Consider the following 20,296-nt stretch of genomic DNA (forward strand, 5'->3'; position numbering starts at 1 on the left):
TTTCCGAACCCGGAAGCTAAGCCCGATTGCGCTGATGGTACTGCATGCGGGAGTGTGTGGGAGAGTAGGTCACCGCCGCAATTTTTTGTATATGAGGGAGCCTGTGTGCTTGAGCCGCCCTGGTGGGGTGGGGCTCGCACGCGGGCTCTCTTCTTTTTGTGCATTCACGGGCGGGTGTGTGGACCCGTGTGGCCGGCTGTGTGCCCGCCCGGTTTGGTGTCCGGGTGACTTCTGTGGGGGTGCCTGGTTGGGCGTGCTTGGTCGGGGGTGGCTCCACACGTGCGTGCGTGGTAGCAGAACTCGTGGGTTTTGCTGCCACCGGCGCGTGTGTGGAGCCACCACCAGCAGGGGCGGAGGCGCTCAGGCGTCGGACGCCGTGAACCGGGTGTTGCGGTGCTGCGGGTTCTGCAGCTCGTCCAGGATCGCGATCGCCATGGTGCCGTTGGTCGTATGGGACTTCCCATCGGCGGCGAACATCAGTTCATCACCACCGAGCTTGGGCGTTGTGGCCTCGCCGGGGATGAAAGCGTCCTGTGGGCTGGCGCCCACCCAATCGACGCCCTCGACCGTGCGCAGGTAGTCCAGCTCCAACTTCTGCTGGCTGGGAATGTTGATCCAGGCCTCGGAGCCGGGAACCTTGGCGATGTCCTCGACGTGGAAGTGCTTGTCCTCGCCGGCCAGCAGGGAACCCGCGCCCAGGATGAACACCAGACGCGGCTTCGTGGCACCCGCGATCGACACCAGGTGCTTGGCCAGTTCGATGTGCTGTTCGGCCAGGTCGGGCGCAGTGGCGAAGGCATCGACGATGGCGTCGAAGCCCTCCAGGTCCGCAGACGTCAGCGCGAAGGCGTCGACAACCTGCACCTGTTCGCCCGAGGCGCCCAACACATCCTGCGCCTTTTGCGCATCGCGCACCAGAGCGACGACGTCCTCGCCGCGCTTGACTGCCTCCTTGTAAATGGCTGACCCGGCCATGCCGGTCGCGCCGATAACACCGATCCGCATATCGTCCTCCTCGGTTCAGTGGCCCGAACCCGGATGGCCGGACCTCTCCAGAGAGATGAACGTGTGAGCATCGGGGGCTATTCCGCACCCGCGGAAATCTTCAGTGGAAACCGCCGCGCCTCGGCCGTATGGTCGACGCCTGGCGGCCGAGGATCGGTAGGCTGTGCTCTATGGACAAACCCTTTGCGCCCCGGCCAGACGCTGCCACTTCCAATCGCACCCTGGTGGTCGAGAACGTCCGCCCGTGGGGCGGTGCCCCGACTGACCTGTACATCGTCGACGGCGTCTTCAGCGCCGCTCGTCCGTCCGGCACCGGTCACGCGACACAGGGGACCCCTGGCACTGGCGATGCCGCACGGGCGTCGCAGGTCGGCTCCGGTGCCGCGGCCTCGGCTGCCACCGTTGTCGACGGCCGTGGGCTGTTGGCCCTGCCCGGCTTCATCAACGCCCATGCGCACGTCGACAAGAGCTGGTGGGGACAGCCGTGGGAGCCCTACGGTGGCGAGGCCACGACGCAGGGACGCATCGCCCACGAACGCTCGGAGCGCGCGCGCCTCGGCATCCCGGGCATCGAACCCACCGAGGCGGTGCTGCGCGAATTCCTGCGCCACGGCACCACGGCGACCCGTACCCATGTCGACGTCGACCTGGGTGTGGGACTCGACGGGATCGCCGCCGTGCGCCAGGCGGCTGCGAATCTGTCCGGCGCGGTCGACGTGCAGATCATCGCCTTCCCCCAGGACGGCGTGATGCGCCGGCCCGGAGTGCTGGACCTGTTGGATCGCGCGGGCGCCGAGGGTGCGGACTACATCGGCGGGTTGGACCCCTGCGCGATCGACCGCGACCCGGTGGGGCAATTGGATGGGATCTTCGCGATCGCGGACCGGCACGGTTGTGGCTTGGACATCCACCTGCACTCTCCTGCGGAGCTGGGTGCCTTCGAGTACGAGCTCATCATCGAACGGACCAGAGCGCTGGGCCTGCAGGGGCGGGTCAACGTCTCCCACGGTTTCGGGCTCGGCGACCTGCCCGCGGCCCGGCAGCAGTCGCTGGTCGAGCAGTTCGGGGAACTCGGCATCAGCTGGTCGACGGTGGCGCCGGTGAAGGCCGCGCCTCTGCCCTGGCGGGACATGGCCGCCCACGAGGTTCCGATCGGCCTGGGCACCGACGGCATCCGTGATCTGTGGTCGCCGTACGGCGACGGGGACATCCTGCGCGTGGCGTGGGAGTTCGCCCGGATCCACGGGGTGCGCTATGACGAGGACTTCACCGAGGTCGCGCGCCTGGCCGGCTCCGGTGCGGCGCGTTTCGTGGGGCGCGAGGTCCACGACCTGGTGCCCGGCGCTGTGGGGGACCTGGTGCTCATCGACGCCGAGAACGTGCCCGATGCCCTGGTCAGGGTGCCGCGGCGCGAGCTCGTGGTTTCCGGCGGCCGAATCGTCGCCGAGGCGGGCGAACCGCTGATCTGAACCGCCGCCTCGGCCCCGCGTACACCCGGAGTGGCTCCACAATGACATGCGTGGCTCGAAAACTCATGAGTTATCGAGTCACACATGCCATTGTGGAGCCACTGATCAGATGGGGCGCTTGAGTAGTGGGTAGCGCAGTCTGGTCCCCCACCGTGGGGGAGGGTCAGTGCCGCGGACTGCGTTTGGGTTTGCGGCGCAGAATGCGCTGGCCGATGAACCAGACGAGGAAGGCCAGCACCGCGAAGATCACGATCTTCTGGAAGACGTCGGCGTACTCCTCGACCACGTGCCAGTTCTCGCCCAGGTAGAAGCCGGCGCATACGAAGATCGTGTTCCAGATGGCCGAACCGAGGGTGGTCAGCAGGGTGAAGCGCAGCAGGGACATGCGGGTGACGCCGGCGGGAATCGAGATGAAGCTGCGGAAGATGGGGACCATTCTGCCGAAGAACACAGCCTTGGGCCCGTGCCGGTCGAACCAGGCCTCGGTCTTCTCCACGTCCTCGACCTTCACCAGCGGGATCGCGCCGAACAGCTTGCGGGTCCTCTCGCGCCCCAGCCAGGCTCCCAGGCCGTAGAGCATGAGCGCTCCGACCACAGAACCCAGGGTGGTCCAGAACAGGACCCCCGGCAGGGTGAAGGAGCCCCGGCTGGCGGTGAAGCCGGCCAATGGCAGGATCACCTCGCTGGGCAGCGGCGGGAACAGGTTCTCCAGGGCGATGGCCAGTCCCGCTCCCGGGCCACCGAGTCTTTCCATGAGCGTCACTGCCCAGTGGGCGACGGCGTTCATCTCCATGCCTACGAGCCTACCGGGCCCGCGGCAGGCCCCCGGCCGATTCACCGACCGTTGGTATGTGAGAGTCTGGAGAATACACGGTGAGCTTCCGGGATCGCACCGGCCTGTTCGCTCCCCGGCCATCAACTCCCGGACCACCCACCGCCGGCCCACCCACTGTTGAACCGGCGTTGGCCCTGTGTTGGCCCCGTGTTGGCCATGGCGTCGCCCGGTACCCGGCCGGGTGTCAGTGTGGCGGGCTAGTCTGGGGGGCATGAGCACGAATCATCTAAGGAATGGAGACGCCCTGCCCCGCACCCACACCACAATCGATGCCACAGACCCGGCCCCCGGTAAGGAAACGACCGCAGCAGCCCCGGACCCGGCCCAGCGAATCGAAGCGGGGATCGCGGAACTGATTGCGGCCTCGGGCGCGACGAATCAAAAGGATCTGGTCCGGCGGATCATCAGGACCGGGCTGGGCCTGGGCGGAGACGGCGCTCGGCGCCTCGACGCGAAGATCGCGGCGGCGGCGATTGAGGAGATGCGCACCGCCTTCAACCTGTTCGCCCCCTACTCAGGCGTCCGCAAGGCCACGGTCTTCGGATCGGCCCGTACCCAGCGCGACGATCCGCTGTGGAACGCGGCCGAGAATGTGGCGGCGACCCTGGCCTCCCATGACTGGATGGTCGTCACCGGCGCCGGACCCGGCATCATGGAGGCGGCGGCGACGGGTGCTGGGGTCCAGAACTCGCTGGGCGTCTCGATCCGCCTGCCCTTCGAAGAACAGCCCAATCAGCTCATCACCGGCGATGAGCGCAGTGTCTCGATGAAGTACTTCTTCACCCGCAAGCTCATGCTGGTCAAGGAATCGAGTGCCTTCATCTGTCTGCCCGGGGGATTCGGCACGCTCGACGAGACCTTCGAACTGTTGACCCTGCAGCAGACCGGCAAGTCCGAACCCGTGCCGATCGTGCTGCTCGACCGACCAGGAGGAACCTTCTGGCGCGGTTTCGAAGAATTCGTGCGCAAGGACATCGAAGCATACGGGATGATCACGCCCGGTGATCTGGACCGGGTGCTCATCACCGATTCAGCCGAGGCCGCAGGAGCCGAGATCGCCCGCTTCTGGCGCAATTACGACAGTCTGCGCTGGGTGGGGGACCGCCTGGTGCTCCGGCTGCGGCACACTCCCACCGACGCCGAGGTCGCCGACCTGTCCCAGCGCTTCGCCGGGTTGACGCACGAAGACGGGGCCATCGCTCGGACCGAGCCGCTGCCGGCCGAGGTCAGGGATGAGGATCGCCTGGACCTGCCGCGGATCGTGTTGCGCCCCTCGCGCCGGGCGGTGGGCGAACTGCACCGGATCATCCGGGCGCTGGCCGATCTGCCCAGCGCTCAGGGCTAGGGAAACCGCGAGGCGGAAACCGCTGGGGCGGGTAGAGAAACCCGTTCAGGCGGCCAGTCCGTGGATGGCGGTCATCGGCATGGGCGCCCAATCGGCGAACCAGGCGGCCGGGCGCATGAGCAGCGGACAGTTATTGCACTCATCAGGTGCGCACTGCGTGCTGCGGGTCCCGAACGGGGTGCGGATCTTCGTCGAATCGCGAGTCACCACGGCCTCGCAGGAACCGTCGAGGACCGTCATGATCGCGGAGTCCAGCTGGGCCAGGACGGCTTCGGAGCCCTCATCGCAGGCGTTGCAGCCGCACTCGGGCAGCACACTGATGGGGGTGATGCGATTGCCCATGCCCACGATGATGCCGGGGGTCAGACCCTCTTCGGCACCGGTGCGGGCCAGGGTCAGGGGAGCGGCCCCGCGGCGCGCCGGACGCAGGACCGTCACGGAGACGGGCCGGGCGCCGGGCTGGGCGGCCCAGTCCATTGCCGCGCGCTGGGCAGGCGTCGCAACCTGGGCCCAACCGTTCTTCGCGATGACCTGTTCCCATGCCGCGGCACGCGACCACAGGATGCGGAAACGGTCCAGGTCGTCATAGCGGCTGTAGGAGGAGAACGGGGGTGCGGTGTAGACGCCGGACCGATTGACGTGGGGATTGCGCCAGGCGGCACCGGCGACTCCGAGCTCTGCGGAGACCGTATCCACCTGGGTCAGGATGGCCTGCCAGGCGGGAGAAACGCCGGCTAGGCGATCCAATGTGATCTGCTCCATGCCCCCATTGTATATAGCCTGCCCTTGCCGCGGGAACCCTCCCCTAAGTTCCTCTCCTCACACGCTCGCACTCAGCGGTGCTGGGCGGGGTCCGCGTGGTGGGCGAAGATGCGGCGGGCGGTCAGATCTCCGCCGGTGAGCACTCCGGACCGGCCCAGCAGCCGTCCGCGCTCCCAGTTCGACAGGCCTAATTCGGTCTCGCCCAGGGCGTACTGGCCGTCGACCCAGCGGGTGAAACCATCGCCCACGAACGGCGCGTTGACCCCGGCGCGGAAGCGCTCATGGGCCTCCGGCGATTCGCTGATGAGCGAGGCGACGAACTGTGGACTGTAGGCGTTGAACAGCTCGACCGCCTCGTCCATGTCCTCGACGACGACCACGCTGAGCTCCGGCGTTCCCTCCCACTCCCACTCATGGCCCAGCTCGTCGATCGGCAGCACGGTGATGCGCGGCTCTGCCACGACCCCCTCGGCGCGCACGACGTCGATCGTGTCCGTCGACTCCGGTGCAGAGCCCAGGCCCAGCGGCGCGCCACTGCCCGCCGCCACATGGATACGGGCCCGTGCGCCGGGGCGCAGCCCGGCGGCCGCCCGGTCGGCCGCCTGCACCAGCAGGGGCAGGAGTTCCTCTGCCCTGGCGCGGGAGACCGCGGCCACGTTCAGCGTATTGCAGACCTTGCGGTCCAGGGAGTTGCACACCACTGCGGCGAAGCGCTCGGCATCGGCGTCGAGGTCCGCATACAGCCAGGCGCCGCCGGTGCCATGGGCCGACACCGGGATTCCGGCCTGCTGGGCCACGCTGGACAGCTCGGCGACGGCCCGCCCGGAGCCGCGCACGACGGCCAGGGAGACGCGCCGGTCGCTGAACAGGGCGTAGCCGGCCGAGCGCTCACGGCTGGGCACCAGGCTCAGCGCGCCGGCCGGCAGCCCGGATTCCGCCAGGGCCGGGGCAAGCGCGTGGTCGACGATCGCCTGTGCCGTGTGCAGGGCGTCCCCGCCGATCCGCAGCACCGCGGCGTTGCCGGTGGCCAGTACCCCGGCTGAGTCGGCGAAGACATTGGGGCGGCCCTCGAAGACGAAGCCGATGACGCCCAGCGGGGCGGTCACCGTTGCGACCTGCCAGTCGCCGTGGTCGACGAAGTCGAGTTCCTCGCCTGCCAGGCCCGACTGGCCCGCCTCGACCTGGGATTCGACCAGATCGGCCCAGGCCTCGAGGCCTGCGACCATGTCCTCGCGCATCCGCCGATCGACCCGCAGGCGGGTGGTGGAGCGGCCCAGCACCTGGGCGCGGTCGACGTCGGCGGCATTGGCCGAGGCGATGGCATCCCAGTGCTCGACGAGGCGTTCGGCGAAGACCCGGTAGAACTTCACGACGCGGGCGGCCGGGGTGGTGCGCAGAGCTGCTGCGGCCTTGGCGGCCTGGTCCACGCAATCGGTCACCAGCGCGTGCACGTCCGCGGTGACGTGCAGCAGATTGCCGGTCGACTGCACGACGTACAGCCGGTCGCCGGGTCGGAAGGCCGCGGCGAGTTCGGGGGAGACGGTGGAGAAGCGGTCTCCGCCGAAGGGGACGGGCTGACCGGCCTGCAGGGATTGAAGAAGTGGCATATCACCAGTCTACGGTCCCCACTGGCAGGCCCCCGCGCCCGTGGCCCCTGCCCCGCCCGTCCCGGCCGTCCGTGGATCTCAGTCCGCGGCGTCGGCCCTCCGCAGGTCGACTTTGCGGACCTTGCCGGAGGCGTTGCGGGGCAGGGTGTCGACGAAGACGAGGTCCTTGGGTTGTTTGAAGCGGGCCAGTTGGTCGTCGAGCCAGGTGCGCAGTTCGTCCAGGGTCAGCTGGGCTCCTTCGCGCAGCGCAACGGCGGCGATGGGGACTTCGCCCCAGCGTTCGTCGGGGCGGCCGTAGACGGCTGCTTCTAAGACGGCTGGGTGGTCGAAGAGGAGGTTTTCGACTTCGGTGCAGTAGATGTTCTCGCCGCCGGAGATGATCATGTCCTTGGCGCGGTCGACGATGTAGAGGAAGCCCTCGTCGTCGGCGCGGACGAGGTCTCCGGAGTGGAACCAGCCGCCGGTGAAGGCTTTGGCGGTTTCTTCTGGTTTGCGCCAGTAGCCCTGCATGAGGTTGGGGCCCTGGTAGACGAGTTCGCCGACTTCGCCTGGGGTGACATCGTTCATCGCCGGATCGACGATGCGCGCGGCCATCGTCGGGATGGGCTTGCCGATCGAACCGATCTTGCGCACCGAGTCCTCGGCGTCCAGGGAACAGGTCACCGGCGACATCTCGGTCTGTCCGAATGCCGCGGTGACCTCGGCGTCGGGGAAGGTCTCCTCCATTGCCCGCAGCACGGATTCGCTGGCCGGGGCCGCGCCCCAGCTCAGGTGTTTGAGGTTGAGCCGCCACGGTTCGCCCTTGACCTCGCCAGGGCGTCCCGGCTTGCCGCGGGCGACCGCCTGGCAGATCGCCTGCCATTGCTGGGGCACGTTGAACACGACGGTGGCCCCTTCGCGCTCATAGGTGTCGAGCAGGTCCACCGGGTCGAAGCCGCCCAGCGGGTAGACGATGGTGGGCGCCCCGCTGACGAGGTTCGCGGCGACCTGGCCCCAGGCCGCGATGTGGAACAGCGGAGCGGTCAGGATGACGACGTCCTGGCGCGGGTCGGTGCGCCCGGAGTTCGTGGTGCCGGCCTGGGCGAACATGTTGATGTGGTCGAGCATTGCGCCCTTGGGCCGCCCGGTGGTTCCGGAGGTGTACATGATGAGGCAGACGGTGGACTCCGCGACATCGACGGCGGTGAACCCCGCAGGGTCCTCGGCTGCCAGGGCTGCGAAGGATTCGGTCGGCAGCCCGCCGATCGCCTCGAGTGCGCCGGCTGCGGTACCGGCCTCGGCACCTGCTGTGGTTTCCGCGGCCGAGGCCGCCGCGGCGGCCTGCCCTGCGTCGCCCGCCGCGACCCCGCCAGGGTCGACGACGATGATGCGCCGCAGCCGCTCGCTGATCCCGGTGACGCCGGCGACCAGTGGGGCCAGCGCCCGGTCGACGATGATCGTATCGGCGTCGGCGTCCTCGACGATATAGGCGATCTCCGGCGGGGTGAGGCGGGCGTTGATGGGGACGGCGATGCCGCCAGCCCGGTTGACGCCAAGCACGCCCAGGATCGCCTCCGCATGGTTGAGCGTGAGCAGGACGACGCGGTCGCCGGTTTGCAGTCCCCGGCGCTGTAGTGCCGCGGCCAGGGAGTCCATCCGCGCGTTCAGCTGTTCCCAGGTGGTGGTGTGGCCATCGGCCTTCAGTGCCGGTTCGTCCGGGGCCATGAGTGCATGGATGCGCACCTGGTTCATCCAATGATTGCGGCGCACCCAGGCCGGGATCAGGCCGGTGTCCCCGGTGGAGGTCCCCTGACGGGTCGCAGGGTCGGTGTGGTTGGTGCTCATATGTACCTCGTCGTACTCGATCCACTGGAACAGTCGTCCTTGACTGTTTTCCAGTGTTCCACATCACATGACGGGATGCCAGTGTTCCAACGCACCGGGGCCCGGGAGCCGACAACAGTCGGCCCCCGGGCCCCGGTGTAGAGGAAGTGGCCGGCTCAGCGGCCGGCCACGGAGCCTCAGCGCGCCGGCTCGAGCTCCTTGTTGAGCTCGGCGACAACCTCCTCGGCCTCCTCCGGCGAGGTGGCCGAGGGGGTGGAGCCCCACAGTGGCTTGCCGTTGGACTCCGGGGTGAAGTGCACGGACACCAGGCCCAGGACGCCGGCGGCCATCAGGTAGATGGCCGGCCACATGAGGAAGCCGGTGGCGCCGATGAGCGAGGTCATGACCACCGAGGTGGTGCCGCCCAGCAGCGAGATCGAGACGTTGAAGGAAATCGCCGAGGCCCCACCGCGTAGCTTCGTGGGGAACAGGCTGGGCAGGGTCGACGGGATCGTCGCGGAGAAGCAGATGAGGCTCAGGCCCATGATGAGCAGGCCGATGAGCACCACGATGTCATTCGAACCGCGGACCAGGATGACCGCTGGGATGGACAGGACGATCATGCCGATGGCCCCGGTGCGGATCACGGCCTTGCGCCCGAACCGATCGGAGGCGTGGCCGAAGACCGGGATGAGCACCAGGCAGACGGCCATGACGATGATGAGCAGGATCTGGCTGGACATATTGGAGATGCCGGCCTTGCCCTCGATCTCGGCGACCATCGGGAAGTAGGAGGGCATGAAGGCCGTGACCATGTAGTTCGCGATGTTCCAGGCGGCCACCAGGCCACCGCCCACCAGCAGGTTGGGCCACAGCTTGAAGATCTCCTTGTAGGCGTTCTCCTTCTTGGCCGGCTGTCCGGTGTTCTGCTGTGCGGCCTCGGCCTTCTCCTGAGCCTCGAAGGCGGGGGTGTCGCCCAGCTTGGAGCGCAGGTAGACGCCGACCAGGCCCAGCGGCAGGGCGACGAAGAACGGGATGCGCCAGCCCCAGGTGTACAGGAAGTCCTCGGAGGACACGGCCTGCATGACCGTGGCCATGGTCGCGCCCATAACGTAACCGCCGAAGGTCCCGACCTCCAGCAGGCTGCCGAAGAAGCCGCGGCGCCTGTCCGGGGCGTATTCGGAGATGAAGGTCATGGCGTTGCTGTACTCGCCACCGGTGGAGAAGCCCTGGACCAGGCGGCAGGCCAGTAGCAGGAACGGGGCCAGCATGCCCACGGTCGCGTAGTCGGGCAGCACGCCGATCATGAAGGTGCCGGCCGCCATCATGATCATGGTGATGGCCAACACCTTGTTGCGCCCGATCTTATCGGCCAGGGGGCCGAAGAACAGGCCGCCGAACGGCCTGACCAGGAAGGCCACGGCGAACAGGCCGGCGACGATGATGTGGCCGACCAGGCCGGAGTCCTTGGGTAGGAAGATCCCCTCGATCACAACGGCCAGATAACCGTAGACGCCGAAGTCGTACCATTCGGTCACATTGCCGATGGCAGCGGCGTTAATGGCGCGCTTGATCTCCTTGGGCTCGGTGACGGTGACGTCCTCGGCCTTCCAGGGCTTCTTCCTTCTATGCGGACCGAACATGCTTCCTCCTAGCAACCAGAACCAGGGCGGCGAGGCGGAAAGTACAGCGCGCGGACCACGTCGACGCGGCGCTGAAACCGGGGCACCGGGGCAATAATCGCCGGCCGGTGCACTGTTTGATCCGGGACCTTCCCGGTACGCTCAAAGGATCTGTTCCTCGACGAAGCGCAGCCTCCCTGTTCCCTGGGTGAACACTTGCCTGTCCGCAGTGGGGCCGCCGGTGAAAAGGCGGCTTGTGCCACGGAACTTCTGTCTCCACTTTAGATCACCGGGTTTTCAATACAAGTCACCCGGCCCTTATTCCCGCGCTTCCACCCCCTGGATCCCAGACGCCGCAAGGGTTCTCCCCTTTCGGTAAGAATAATCACATGCTATGTCAGCGGTGCCGGGAATGGGGTGGATTCGGCAGGGGAGTCTGTTCGATCACGGGACGATGAACGCCAGCCAGACCGCAACGGGCACCACCACCACACAGGCCATGCCCCAGATCATCATGCCGCGGAAGGTCTCGTCCTTCTTTGACTCCTCGGTATTGGCCACGACCAGTGCGCCACCGGTGGAGAACGGCGAGGAGTCCACTGCGGAGGCCGCCACACACATCGCGATGGTGAACCCGGTGACCGGCAGGCCGCCGGCCAGCAGGAGGGGAGCGGCCAGAGGGGCCAGGACCCCGAACAGTGCGTTCGTCGAGGCGAAGGCGGAGACGACGCCGGCGATGTACATGAGCACGAGGGCCGCCAGCAGTGGGGCGCCGATCCCGGCCACGCCGCCGGCGATGGTGTCGACGACGCCGGCTTCCTGCAATACCCCGACATATGTCACGATGCCGCCGATCAGCAGGATGACGTTCCATTCGATCCGGGCCACCGCGGCCTTCGCGTCCCCGGGGTAGATCAACAGCAGCACGACCGCCGCGACGATCGCCAGGAAGCCGACGTCGAGCCGGGCGAACAGGCCCAGGCCCAGGATCGCCGCGAACAGCACGACGGTGATGGTGTTCTTCGCGCCCCAGGGAGTGGCCGGGGCCAGAGACGGATCGGCGGTGCCCGAGGCGGCGGGGGCCTCGGACACCGCGCCGGTAACGGCGGTGCCGGCGGTTGCGGAACCGGCGGAGCCCGCCGTGCCCGAGGCGGCCAGGACCCGGGCGCGGGAGTTCCGTTCCGCGCGCTCGCGGCGGATCAGGCCCGGCCCGCCCAGGACCAGGAAGGCCACCGCCTGGATCACCGCATTGGCGATGAAGGTCCAGATGAAGACGCCGGTGGGGTCGACGTCGATGTGCTGTTTGGACAGCACGGTGTTGACGATGTTGAAGTACACGGCCACCGGCGAGAAGCCGCCGGCATTGGTGCCGTTGAGCACGGCCAGGCCCATCAGCAGGGGAGAGATCCGATAGCGCTGCGCGAAGGCCTGGCCCAGCGGGATGAGGATCGCCACGACCGCCGTGGACTGGGCGCCCGAGCCCACGATGAGGGCCGAGAGCAGGAAGAACACCCACGAAATGGCCCAGGCATGGCCGCGGGTGGCCCTGATCGCCGCGTGCACCACGTGGTCGACGGTGCCGTTGAGTTTGGCCAGGCCGAAGAAGAAGGTGACGCCGATGAGGATGACCAGCAGCTTGGTGGGGAACTGGGCCGCGATGTCCTCGGCCTCCTGGTGGAAGTAGAAGGTGCCGACCAGGAAGGCCGCGGCCAGGGCCACCAAACCCATGTTGATGCCGCGCCACATGGCCAGGACGAAGATGATGACGAGGCCGGTCACGCCGACGATTTCCGGAAGCATGACTCCACCTTAGCCCCACCTTAGTGTCATGTGCACATTAAGTGTGTCACCAGATGCCGGACGAGCCCCGCCGGTGGGAGTCCAGCAGATGGGTGTCGACGATGCCGACGGCTTCCATCAGCGCGAACATGGTGGTGGGGCCGACGAACCGGAATCCCTCCTTCTTCAGTGCCCTGGCCAGGGCGACGGACTCCGGGGACGAGGTCGGGATCTCGGCCAGGGTGCGCGGGGCCGGCGTGGTGTCCGGTTGGAAGCCCCAGACGAAGTCCGCCAGCCCGCCCCGCTCGCGCAGGGCCAGGGTGGCCCGCGCATTGTCCAGCGTCGCGTCGATCTTCATCCGATTGCGCACGATCCCGGCGTCGGCCAGCAGCGCGGCCCGTTCCCGGTCGCCGAAGCCGGCCACGGCCTCGGGGTCGAAATCGGCGAAGGCCGCGCGGAAGGCAGGGCGCTTGCGCAGGATCGTCGCCCACGACAGACCGGACTGGAAGGCCTCCAGGCTGAGGCGTTCGAACATGCCGCGCTCATCGCGCACCGGCATGCCCCATTCGGTGTCGTAGTACTCCCGCAGCAGCGGGTCGGTGGCCGCCCAGGCGGGGCGGCGCAGGCCGTCGGCGCCCACTACCGTGTTGGTGTCATCGCCGGTGTCATCGTGTTCCATGCTCACAGCCTCCATGCTCACAGCCTACGGCTCGGCTTTTCGCCGGTGTGAGCGTTTTCACGGGAATACACCGACGAAGAGCTATAGCGCGTGTCCGAATCGCTGTACGATGAAAACGCCCAGGCAAGGCTTAGCAAAGCCATGAGCACGTTTACATGGCTGTCTATGGCTGCGTTACCGGCCAGGGAAGGAACCCGTGCTACCCACATTCGTCATCGGTTTGCGCGAAGGCCTCGAGGCCGCGCTCATCGTCAGCATCGTCGCTACCTTCCTCAAACGCCGCGGCGAATCGCTGAAGGCCATGTGGTGGGGCGTCATCGCCGCCATTCTCATCTCCATCGCCGTGGGCGTGACCCTGGAACTGGTCGCCCAGGCGCTGCCGCAGCGCGAACAGGAGATGTTGGAGACCGTCATCGGCGCGGTCGCCGTCATCTTCGTGACCACCATGATCCTGTGGATGCGCGACCATGCGCGCAGCATGAAGACGGACCTCGAGCAGGAAGCCGACGCGGCCCTGGCCAAGGGCAAATCCTCCCGCGCCGGCGGAGGGGGCCGGGCGATGGCGCTCATGGCCTTCCTCGCCGTGCTCAAAGAGGGCTTCGAATCCGCGGTCTTCCTGCTGGCGACCTTCCAGGCCTCCAGCTCGGTGGGCCCGGCGGCGCTCGGCTCCGTGCTGGGCTTCGTCCTGGCCGCGCTGATCGGCTGGGGCCTGTACACCGGCGGGGTGCGGATGAACCTGGGCCGCTTCTTCAAAATCACCGGCCCCTTCCTGGTCTTCGTCGCAGCCGGCCTGGTGGTCAGCTGCCTGCGCACCGCCCACGAGGCCACCTGGATCCAAATCGGCCAACAGCGCACCGTCGACCTGAGCTGGCTGGCCCAGCCCGGCACCATCCGCTCGGCGCTCATCACCGGCGTGCTGGGCATTCCAGCCGATCCGCGCGTGATCGAGGTGATCGGCTACTTCCTATTCCTCCTCCCGATGCTCGCGGTCCTGCTCTGGCCGGCCCGCTGGACCCCCGGCCCCGCCCTGGCCCCACGCGTGTCCTTCGGCTTCGCCGCCGGACTGGCACTGGTGGCCATCGGGATGGCGGCCTTCGTGCGCCTGCCCGCGGCCGAGGTCCCCGCCAGTCGGGTGACCACGGCAGATGGCAGCGAACTGAGCTTCGAGCAGACGGACGACGCGCACGCGAAACTGACCGTCGGCGGGCAGGGCGGATCCGAAGGGTCCGGCAGCTCCGGCGGGCAGCGTGGCTCGGGGGACGCCTCGGGCACCACGAGCTATGAGTTCGGTCCAGACGATGTGAGCACGAGCAGTGGCAGCACCGCCTTCCGGACCTGGAAGACGAGCCGCGAACCGGACCTGGGTGCCGCGAAGAAGCAGCGGCTGACGATCGACCAGCTGCTCGAGCTCAACGGGGGCCGGCTGCCGGTGGGCGTCAACGCCCAGCGCAATCCGGGCCCGTTCACCGCCGAACTCGCCGCCGGCGCCAACGCCAGCGTCACCACCTACGACGGCGGCATCGTCGACGCGCAGGTCGCGCCGAACACGATCGTCAAACTCTCCGGCGGTGGCCTGGAGACCCAGAAGGTCATCACCCTGACCGGTGGGGCCGCCGGCCTCGATCCCGAGGCCGCACAGGCCACCAAGGACGGGATCACGGGCGCCAAACTGCAGGCCAAGGAGCTCATGCTCTACAAGGTCTGGCTGCCGGTCGTGCTCGTCCTCGCCGCCCTCTACGCCGGCTATGTGGGCTACAGCCAACGCCGTCAACTGGCACGCAGCACCGCCACCGCAGAACCTTCCACCCGAAACGGTTCCTGAGGGCATCCGAGCCCCCGAGAACCCCGAACCCCTGAAACAAGGAGACACTATGAAGAGCAAGCTCAAGGCCATCGTGGCCTCGGCGTCCCTGGCAGCCGTGTCGCTGTCCCTGGCCGCCTGCGGCACCGGCGGCGGCGACGGCGCCAAGGCCGCCGGCAGCGCCTCGGCCGGTGCCAACACCGTCAACATCACGATGGAGAACAAGGACGGCAAGGACGTCTGCACGACCTCGGCGACCGAGGTGGCCGCCGGGCCCACGACCTTCAACGTGGAGAACAAGTCCGCGTCCTCGATCATCGAGGTCGAACTGCTGCAGGAGAACCGGATCCTGGGCGAGAAGGAGAACCTGGCGCCGGGTCTGGCTCCTGTGTCCTTCAGCGTCAACCTGGACGGCGGGGACTACGAACTCTACTGCCCCAACGGCGACCCCGAGGAGATCGACTTCAAGGTCACCGGCGAGGCCGTCAAGCCCAGCGGCGACACCCGCACCCTGCTGGAAGCCGGCGCCAAGGACTACGGCGCGTACGTCCAGGACCAGGTCGGCTACATGGTCGACGCGACCAAGAAGCTCTCCGAGGCCGTCGACTCCGGTGATGTGGACGCGGCCAAGAAGGCCTACGCCACCGCCCGTCCGTTCTACGAGAAGGCCGAGTCCGCCGTCGAACAGTTCGGCAACCCGAAGGACAATTCGCAGTTCCTGGACTACCTGATCGATATGCGCGCCTCGAACATCGACAAGAAGGTCGGCTGGTCCGGCTTCCACGCGGTCGAGCGCGATCTGTGGAAGTCCGGCAAGATCACCGACGGGACCAAGAAGTACGCCAAGGACCTGGCGGCGAACACGGTCAAGCTCGATGACATCGTCAAGAAGCTGACCTACACGCCCGAGGACCTGGCCAACGGCGCCGCCGGCCTGCTCGAAGAGGTTCAGACGAACAAGATCACCGGTGAGGAGGAGGCCTTCAGCCACCTCGACCTGCTGGACTTCCAGGCGAACGTCGAGGGTGCGGCCCAGGCCTTCAGCAACCTGAAGCCGGGGCTGGAGAAGATCGACGTCGACCTGGTCAAGCAGATCGACGAACAGTTCAAGAACGTCGACACGACGCTGGACGGCTACCGCGACAAGTCCGTGCCGGGCGGCTTCAAGGCCTGGACGCCGGAACTGCGCAAGTCCGATTCGAAGAAGCTGTCGCAGTCGGTGCAGAAGCTGCAGGACCCGCTGGCCAAGCTGGCGGAGAAGATCGCAACCCACCAGGGCTGATCTGCCGGTCCCCTGGGCCGGGCGCCCGCACCTTTTCGGTGGTACTCGCAAGTCGGGTGCCCCTCGGGTTGGGTGCCCGCGCCTTTTCGGTGGTACCACTTGCGCTGGGTGGCATCAGATGCGCGCGCATCTCGTGCCACCCAGCGCAAGTGGTACCACCGGCGGGTTTTGAATCGGGTTTTCTAGGATGGTGAACATGACGAAGAGCGAGGATTCCGGACCCGCCGGATTCGGCCGGCGCGGTCTGCTGGCCGGAGGGGTCGGCGGACTGGTGGTTGGCGGCCTGGTCAGCGGGGTGTCCGTGGCTACCACCCGGAGCGTCGGCGGTGACTCGGCGGGGGCCTCGGGCCAGGACACCGTGCCCTTCTACCGCACGGCCGGCGGCCCGCTGGGCCAGGCCGGGGTGCAGACCCCGCCGCCGCAGTACTCGGTCTTCATGTCCTACGACCTGGACATCGCCACGGGGCGCGAGCTACAGGTGCTGCTGGCCCGCTGGTCGGCGGCGATCGCCACACTCATGCAGGGCAAAGCACTGTCGGTGATCGAGCCGGAGCGCGCGAACGCCCAGCCGCTGGACTCCGGCGAGGCCAAGGGCCTGCCCGCGGCGAACCTGACGGTGACGCTGGGGTTGGGACCGGGGATCTTCGACAAGCGCTTCGATCTGGCCTCCAAACGGCCCAAGCGCTTCAAGAACCTGCCGGAGTTCTCCTCCGATGCGACCCTGGACAAGGACTATGTGGGTGGGGACGTATGCCTGCACGCATGCTCGGACGATCCGCAGGTGGCCTATCACGCGATCCGCGTGCTGACCCGGATGGCCAGGACCCAGGCGACCACGAAGTGGACGATCATCGGCTTCGGCCGGGCCTCGGCCCAGGCGGGCCAGGACACCCCGCGCAACCTATTCGGGTTCAAGGACGGGACGCGCAATGTCAAGACCGATGAGCAGTTCAAGCAGTGGGTGTGGGTCGACGACGACGATGTGGATTGGATGCAGGGTGGGACATACCTGGTCAGCCGCAAGATCGAGATGAACCTGGAGACCTGGGACGCGGACCCGATCGACGACCAGAACCGGATCTTCGGTCGGCACAAGGACTCCGGCGCACCGCTGACCGGGCACGGGGAATTCGATACCCCGGACTTCGCCGCGGCCGGCGAGGATGACGGCACCGCGATCGCGCACCGCTCGCATATCGCGCTGTCGGCCCCGGAGAACAACGACGATGTGATGATCCTGCGCCGGCCGTACAACTACACCGACGGCCTGAACGAACGCGGGCTGTTGGACGCCGGTCTGCACTTCCTGGCCTATGTCAACGATCCGGAACACTATGTGCGCCTGCAACAGCGCCTGGATTTCGGGGATCTGATGAACGAATACGTGTTCTACCGCGGCACCGGCCTGTTCTGCCTGCCCCCGCGCCCGGCCGAGGGTCGCTACATCGGCCAGGAACTGTTCGACTGAGCCCTTCTGAGGTCCACTACGTCGTTCCACTACGTCCCGAAATGTCGATATATCGGGGTTTCGGCCCGGATTTCGACAATTCGGGACGTAGTGGAACTTCTGGTGAGGGGTGGAAGAGTGGCATAATAGTTTTCTTATGTCTGCACCGTCCGCATCTTCTGCGTCTTCTGCTTCACACGCCGCGCCCACGCTCAATATGGGCGTGATCTGGGTGCTGCTCATCGCCGCCTTCGTGGCGATCCTCAACGAAACGACCATGGGGATCGCGATCCCGCACCTGAACCGGGACCTCGGCCTGTCGCCGGAACTGGGCCAGTGGCTGACCAGCGGTTTCATGCTCACCATGGCCGTGGTCATCCCGATCACCGGCTACCTGCTGGAGCGCTTCACCACCCGCCAGGTGTTCATCGCCGCGATGGTGGCCTTCACCGTCGGCACTCTGCTGTGCCTGGTGGCCCCCGGCTTCGTCCTCCTGATGACCGGTCGTGTGGTCCAGGCGCTGGGCACCGGTGTGATGATGCCCTTGCTGATGACGACGATCATGAACATGGTGCCCGCCGCATCGCGTGGGCGGATGATGGGCCGGGTCGGCCTGGTCATGTCCCTGGCTCCGGCGATCGGCCCGACCCTGGCCGGCGCCGTGCTCAACGCGCTGAGCTGGCGCTGGCTGTTCGGCATCATCCTGCCGATCGCGATCATCGCGCTGTTCGTGGGCGCCAAGTGGCTGAGCAATATCGGCGAGATCCGCAAGGCCCCCTTCGACGTGTTGTCCGTGGTGCTGTCCGCGCTGGCCTTCGGCGGGATCGTCTTCGGTCTCAGCCAGTTCGGTAGTGGCCAGGTCGAACTGGCCGGCTCCGTGCTGGCCGCCGGCATCGTGGCCCTGGCCCTCTTCGTCTGGCGCCAGATCGCGCTCACCCGCCGCGAGGCCGCACTGCTGGACCTGCGCGTGTTCCGCAGCAAGAACTTCACGATCGCGGTCATCATCATGGCGATCGTGGCGCTGGCGATGTTCGGCACCCTGACCCTGCTGCCGCAGTATCTGCAGAACGTCGCAGGTCTGTCCGCGCTGGTCTCCGGCCTGATCCTGCTGCCGGGCTCGTTGCTGATGGGCCTGCTGGGCCCGATGATGGGTCGGATCTACGACGCCCGGGGCCCCCGCACCCTGCTGGTCCCCGGTTCCGTGGCCGCCACCGCGGTTCTGTTCTACTATGCGACGTTGACCGAGCACACCTCCTGGGTGCTGCTGATGATCGCCCAGACGATCCTGTCGCTGGGCCTGGCGATGTGCTTCACCCCGCTGTTCTCAGCATCCCTGGGTTCGCTGGTCAAGCGCCTGTACTCGCACGGGTCCGCGGTGCTCAACACCCTGCAGCAGGTCGCCGGCGCGGCCGGCGTCGCCCTGCTGACGGTCACCTATTCCGGCATCCTGGCTGCGGGGACCTCGCGCGGCCTGTCCGTGCCCGAGGCCGGGGCCCCGGGTGCACGTGCCGCCTTCCTGATCGCCGCGGTGGTCGCTGTGGCGGCGGTCGTGCTGTCCTTCTTCGTGCGTAAGCCGGAGGAAGACGAGGACGGCGCCGCGGGCCCGGCTGCCGGTGGTGCAGGGCATCCCGAGCGCGAGGTGATCTGAGGCATTCGGTCGTATCAGCGGCGCTGCGTGTGAGCCCAGGTGCGGGTGGATCTGCGGATGTGTGGCTTTGCAGACGGGCGGCCACTCCGGTGCCCGCGGCCCTGCAGCCGTGGACCGAAAACGACCACGCGGTGAAACGCGGGGGAACGCCGTCCGGCTGCAAGTAGGCTTGTGGCATGGAGCTTTTCGATGATGACAGGATCACAGCCGAACTGACCCCGGCACATGCGGTTCGCACCATGCTCGAGGCCGTGGCCGAACACGGCCGCGGTGGACTGGAGGCGCCCAGCCGGATCAACGTCGACGTGGACCCGGTAGGCGCCGACCGTCTGGTCTTCACCACCGGCGGGACGTCCGAGGTGCTGGGCTACCGTGCCTATGTGCGCCCCAAGCTCAGTGCTCCGCAGGAGGTCGTCGTCGCCCACAGTGCCGTGACCGGCAGCGTCGATGCGGTGTTCGTCGGGACCCTGTTGGGGCCGCGGCGCACGGGTGCGCTCGGGGGAGCGGCGCTGAGCCTGGCCGCGGGCTCCCTGGGTGCGGGTTCGGTGACCGTGGCCGTGATCGGCTCGGGCATCCAGGCGTATCACCAGCTGTGGGCCCTGACCGGGGTCGACGGCCTGCACGCCGGCGAGGTGCGCATCTACTCGCCGAACGCCGAGCACAGGGACTCCCTGGCTGAGCGCGCGCGGAGCGAACTCGATCTGGCGCAGGCGAGTGCCGCCTCGGACGCGCGCGAGGCCGTAACCGGAGCGGACATCGTGCTGTGCGCGACGACCGCAGACGAACCCGTGCTGGCAACCGACTGGTTGACGCCGGACGCGATTGTGCACAGCCTGGGCACCGGGGCGGAGCTGCCGGCCGATCTGGCCCACGACGCGTTCCTCTACACCGATTCGCCCGCCCAGTACGATCAGGGCGCCGGCTCGCTGCCGGGACTGGCGATCGCCTCTCTGGGCGAGATCGCCACCGGCCGGGCCAAGGTCCCCGCGACCGGGCACCGGATCTTCCTCTCGCGGGGGCTGGCCGGCACCGAACCCCTGTTGTTGCACTCGCTGCTGGGGTGATTGGGCTGGTCCCGGGTCATTACATGCGCAAACCTGCAACACCGCTCTGTGTCAAGCTGTGTGGAGTCACTCGGGCTAGTTTCTGACTGCTTCGTGCTCCGGCAGGTTGATACCCACGACGTGGGGCGGCTTCGGAGTCACCGGACGT

General features: G+C 67.6%; 15 protein-coding genes and 1 rRNA gene. 8 read left to right on the plus strand and 8 right to left on the minus strand.

What is annotated here, in order from left to right; translation table 11 throughout:
• A 5S ribosomal RNA gene (rrf, locus tag NQ034_RS16545) occupies positions 1-81 on the plus strand; the annotation flags it as partial.
• A 279-nt stretch (positions 82-360) separates the two neighbouring features.
• Here rrf and NQ034_RS15390 read toward each other — a convergent pair.
• Complete coding sequence (locus NQ034_RS15390) at positions 361-1,005, minus strand: NAD(P)-dependent oxidoreductase (RefSeq protein ID WP_257049921.1); 645 nt, start codon at positions 1,003-1,005, stop codon at positions 361-363.
• Positions 1,006-1,175: 170 nt separating this feature from the next.
• Between NQ034_RS15390 and NQ034_RS15395 the strand changes: the two genes are divergently transcribed.
• Positions 1,176-2,474, plus strand: coding sequence for an amidohydrolase (locus NQ034_RS15395; RefSeq protein WP_257049922.1), 1,299 nt, complete (start codon positions 1,176-1,178; stop codon positions 2,472-2,474).
• A 163-nt stretch (positions 2,475-2,637) separates the two neighbouring features.
• On the opposite strand, the gene NQ034_RS15400 is transcribed toward NQ034_RS15395, so the two are convergent.
• Positions 2,638-3,267 (minus strand): DedA family protein, encoded by a 630-nt coding sequence (locus NQ034_RS15400; RefSeq protein WP_257049923.1) that lies wholly within the window; start codon positions 3,265-3,267, stop codon positions 2,638-2,640.
• Positions 3,268-3,520: 253 nt separating this feature from the next.
• On the opposite strand from NQ034_RS15400, the gene NQ034_RS15405 reads away from it, so the two are divergent.
• Positions 3,521-4,654 (plus strand): LOG family protein, encoded by a 1,134-nt coding sequence (locus tag NQ034_RS15405; protein ID WP_257049924.1) that lies wholly within the window; start codon positions 3,521-3,523, stop codon positions 4,652-4,654.
• Positions 4,655-4,699: 45 nt separating this feature from the next.
• Here NQ034_RS15405 and NQ034_RS15410 read toward each other — a convergent pair whose 3' ends face one another.
• The 6 genes from NQ034_RS15410 to NQ034_RS15435 form a co-directional block, all read right to left on the minus strand.
• Entirely contained in the window at positions 4,700-5,416 is a 717-nt protein-coding gene (locus NQ034_RS15410) for a DUF6226 family protein (RefSeq protein ID WP_257049925.1), read from the minus strand.
• A gap of 71 nt (positions 5,417-5,487) precedes the next feature.
• The gene (locus NQ034_RS15415) at positions 5,488-7,023 is read right to left on the minus strand and encodes an aldehyde dehydrogenase family protein (protein ID WP_257049926.1); all 1,536 of its coding nucleotides are present in this window, start codon (positions 7,021-7,023) and stop codon (positions 5,488-5,490) included.
• A 78-nt stretch (positions 7,024-7,101) separates the two neighbouring features.
• Positions 7,102-8,847 (minus strand): AMP-binding protein, encoded by a 1,746-nt coding sequence (locus tag NQ034_RS15420; RefSeq protein ID WP_257049927.1) that lies wholly within the window; start codon positions 8,845-8,847, stop codon positions 7,102-7,104.
• A gap of 176 nt (positions 8,848-9,023) precedes the next feature.
• Complete coding sequence (locus NQ034_RS15425; protein WP_257049928.1) at positions 9,024-10,469, minus strand: MFS transporter; 1,446 nt, start codon at positions 10,467-10,469, stop codon at positions 9,024-9,026.
• Positions 10,470-10,892: 423 nt separating this feature from the next.
• A complete protein-coding gene (locus NQ034_RS15430; protein WP_257049929.1) occupies positions 10,893-12,248 on the minus strand; it encodes an SLC13 family permease in 1,356 nt (451 codons plus the stop codon).
• A 46-nt stretch (positions 12,249-12,294) separates the two neighbouring features.
• Positions 12,295-12,921: a DNA-3-methyladenine glycosylase I gene (locus tag NQ034_RS15435; protein WP_257049930.1), complete on the minus strand. Its 627-nt coding sequence runs from the start codon at positions 12,919-12,921 to the stop codon at positions 12,295-12,297.
• 181 nt (positions 12,922-13,102) lie between these two features.
• Between NQ034_RS15435 and efeU the strand changes: the two genes are divergently transcribed.
• The 5 genes from efeU to NQ034_RS15460 all read left to right on the plus strand — a co-directional run bounded on the left by efeU (position 13,103) and on the right by NQ034_RS15460 (position 20,148).
• Positions 13,103-14,728, plus strand: a complete 1,626-nt coding sequence (gene efeU, locus NQ034_RS15440; protein ID WP_257049931.1) for an iron uptake transporter permease EfeU — start codon at positions 13,103-13,105, stop codon at positions 14,726-14,728.
• 49 nt (positions 14,729-14,777) lie between these two features.
• On the plus strand, positions 14,778-15,989 hold the full coding sequence (gene efeO, locus NQ034_RS15445) for an iron uptake system protein EfeO (RefSeq protein WP_257049932.1): 1,212 nt from the start codon (positions 14,778-14,780) through the stop codon (positions 15,987-15,989).
• Between the two features lie 196 nt (positions 15,990-16,185).
• Entirely contained in the window at positions 16,186-17,457 is a 1,272-nt protein-coding gene (locus NQ034_RS15450) for a Dyp-type peroxidase (protein WP_257049933.1), read from the plus strand.
• Between the two features lie 136 nt (positions 17,458-17,593).
• Positions 17,594-19,084 (plus strand): MDR family MFS transporter, encoded by a 1,491-nt coding sequence (locus NQ034_RS15455; protein ID WP_257049934.1) that lies wholly within the window; start codon positions 17,594-17,596, stop codon positions 19,082-19,084.
• 176 nt (positions 19,085-19,260) lie between these two features.
• A complete protein-coding gene (locus tag NQ034_RS15460) occupies positions 19,261-20,148 on the plus strand; it encodes a hypothetical protein (RefSeq protein WP_257049935.1) in 888 nt (295 codons plus the stop codon).
• The last annotated feature ends 148 nt before the right edge of the window (positions 20,149-20,296 follow it).

It is taken from the genome of Brevibacterium moorei, from assembly GCF_024580735.1.
In the GTDB taxonomy this organism is placed as follows: Bacteria; Actinomycetota; Actinomycetes; order Actinomycetales; family Brevibacteriaceae; genus Brevibacterium; species Brevibacterium moorei.

Coding starts and splice junctions, on each gene's coding strand:
- NQ034_RS15425 (WP_257049928.1), bottom strand. CDS start 10,469: ATGTTCGGTCCGCATAGAAGGAAGAAGCCCTGGAAGGCCGAGGACGTC.
- NQ034_RS15455 (WP_257049934.1), top strand. CDS start 17,594: ATGTCTGCACCGTCCGCATCTTCTGCGTCTTCTGCTTCACACGCCGCG.
- NQ034_RS15395 (WP_257049922.1), top strand. CDS start 1,176: ATGGACAAACCCTTTGCGCCCCGGCCAGACGCTGCCACTTCCAATCGC.
- NQ034_RS15420 (WP_257049927.1), bottom strand. CDS start 8,847: ATGAGCACCAACCACACCGACCCTGCGACCCGTCAGGGGACCTCCACC.
- NQ034_RS15430 (WP_257049929.1), bottom strand. CDS start 12,248: ATGCTTCCGGAAATCGTCGGCGTGACCGGCCTCGTCATCATCTTCGTC.
- NQ034_RS15400 (WP_257049923.1), bottom strand. CDS start 3,267: ATGGAGATGAACGCCGTCGCCCACTGGGCAGTGACGCTCATGGAAAGA.
- NQ034_RS15405 (WP_257049924.1), top strand. CDS start 3,521: ATGAGCACGAATCATCTAAGGAATGGAGACGCCCTGCCCCGCACCCAC.
- NQ034_RS15460 (WP_257049935.1), top strand. CDS start 19,261: ATGGAGCTTTTCGATGATGACAGGATCACAGCCGAACTGACCCCGGCA.
- NQ034_RS15435 (WP_257049930.1), bottom strand. CDS start 12,921: ATGGAGGCTGTGAGCATGGAACACGATGACACCGGCGATGACACCAAC.
- NQ034_RS15415 (WP_257049926.1), bottom strand. CDS start 7,023: ATGCCACTTCTTCAATCCCTGCAGGCCGGTCAGCCCGTCCCCTTCGGC.
- efeO (WP_257049932.1), top strand. CDS start 14,778: ATGAAGAGCAAGCTCAAGGCCATCGTGGCCTCGGCGTCCCTGGCAGCC.
- NQ034_RS15410 (WP_257049925.1), bottom strand. CDS start 5,416: ATGGAGCAGATCACATTGGATCGCCTAGCCGGCGTTTCTCCCGCCTGG.
- NQ034_RS15450 (WP_257049933.1), top strand. CDS start 16,186: ATGACGAAGAGCGAGGATTCCGGACCCGCCGGATTCGGCCGGCGCGGT.
- NQ034_RS15390 (WP_257049921.1), bottom strand. CDS start 1,005: ATGCGGATCGGTGTTATCGGCGCGACCGGCATGGCCGGGTCAGCCATT.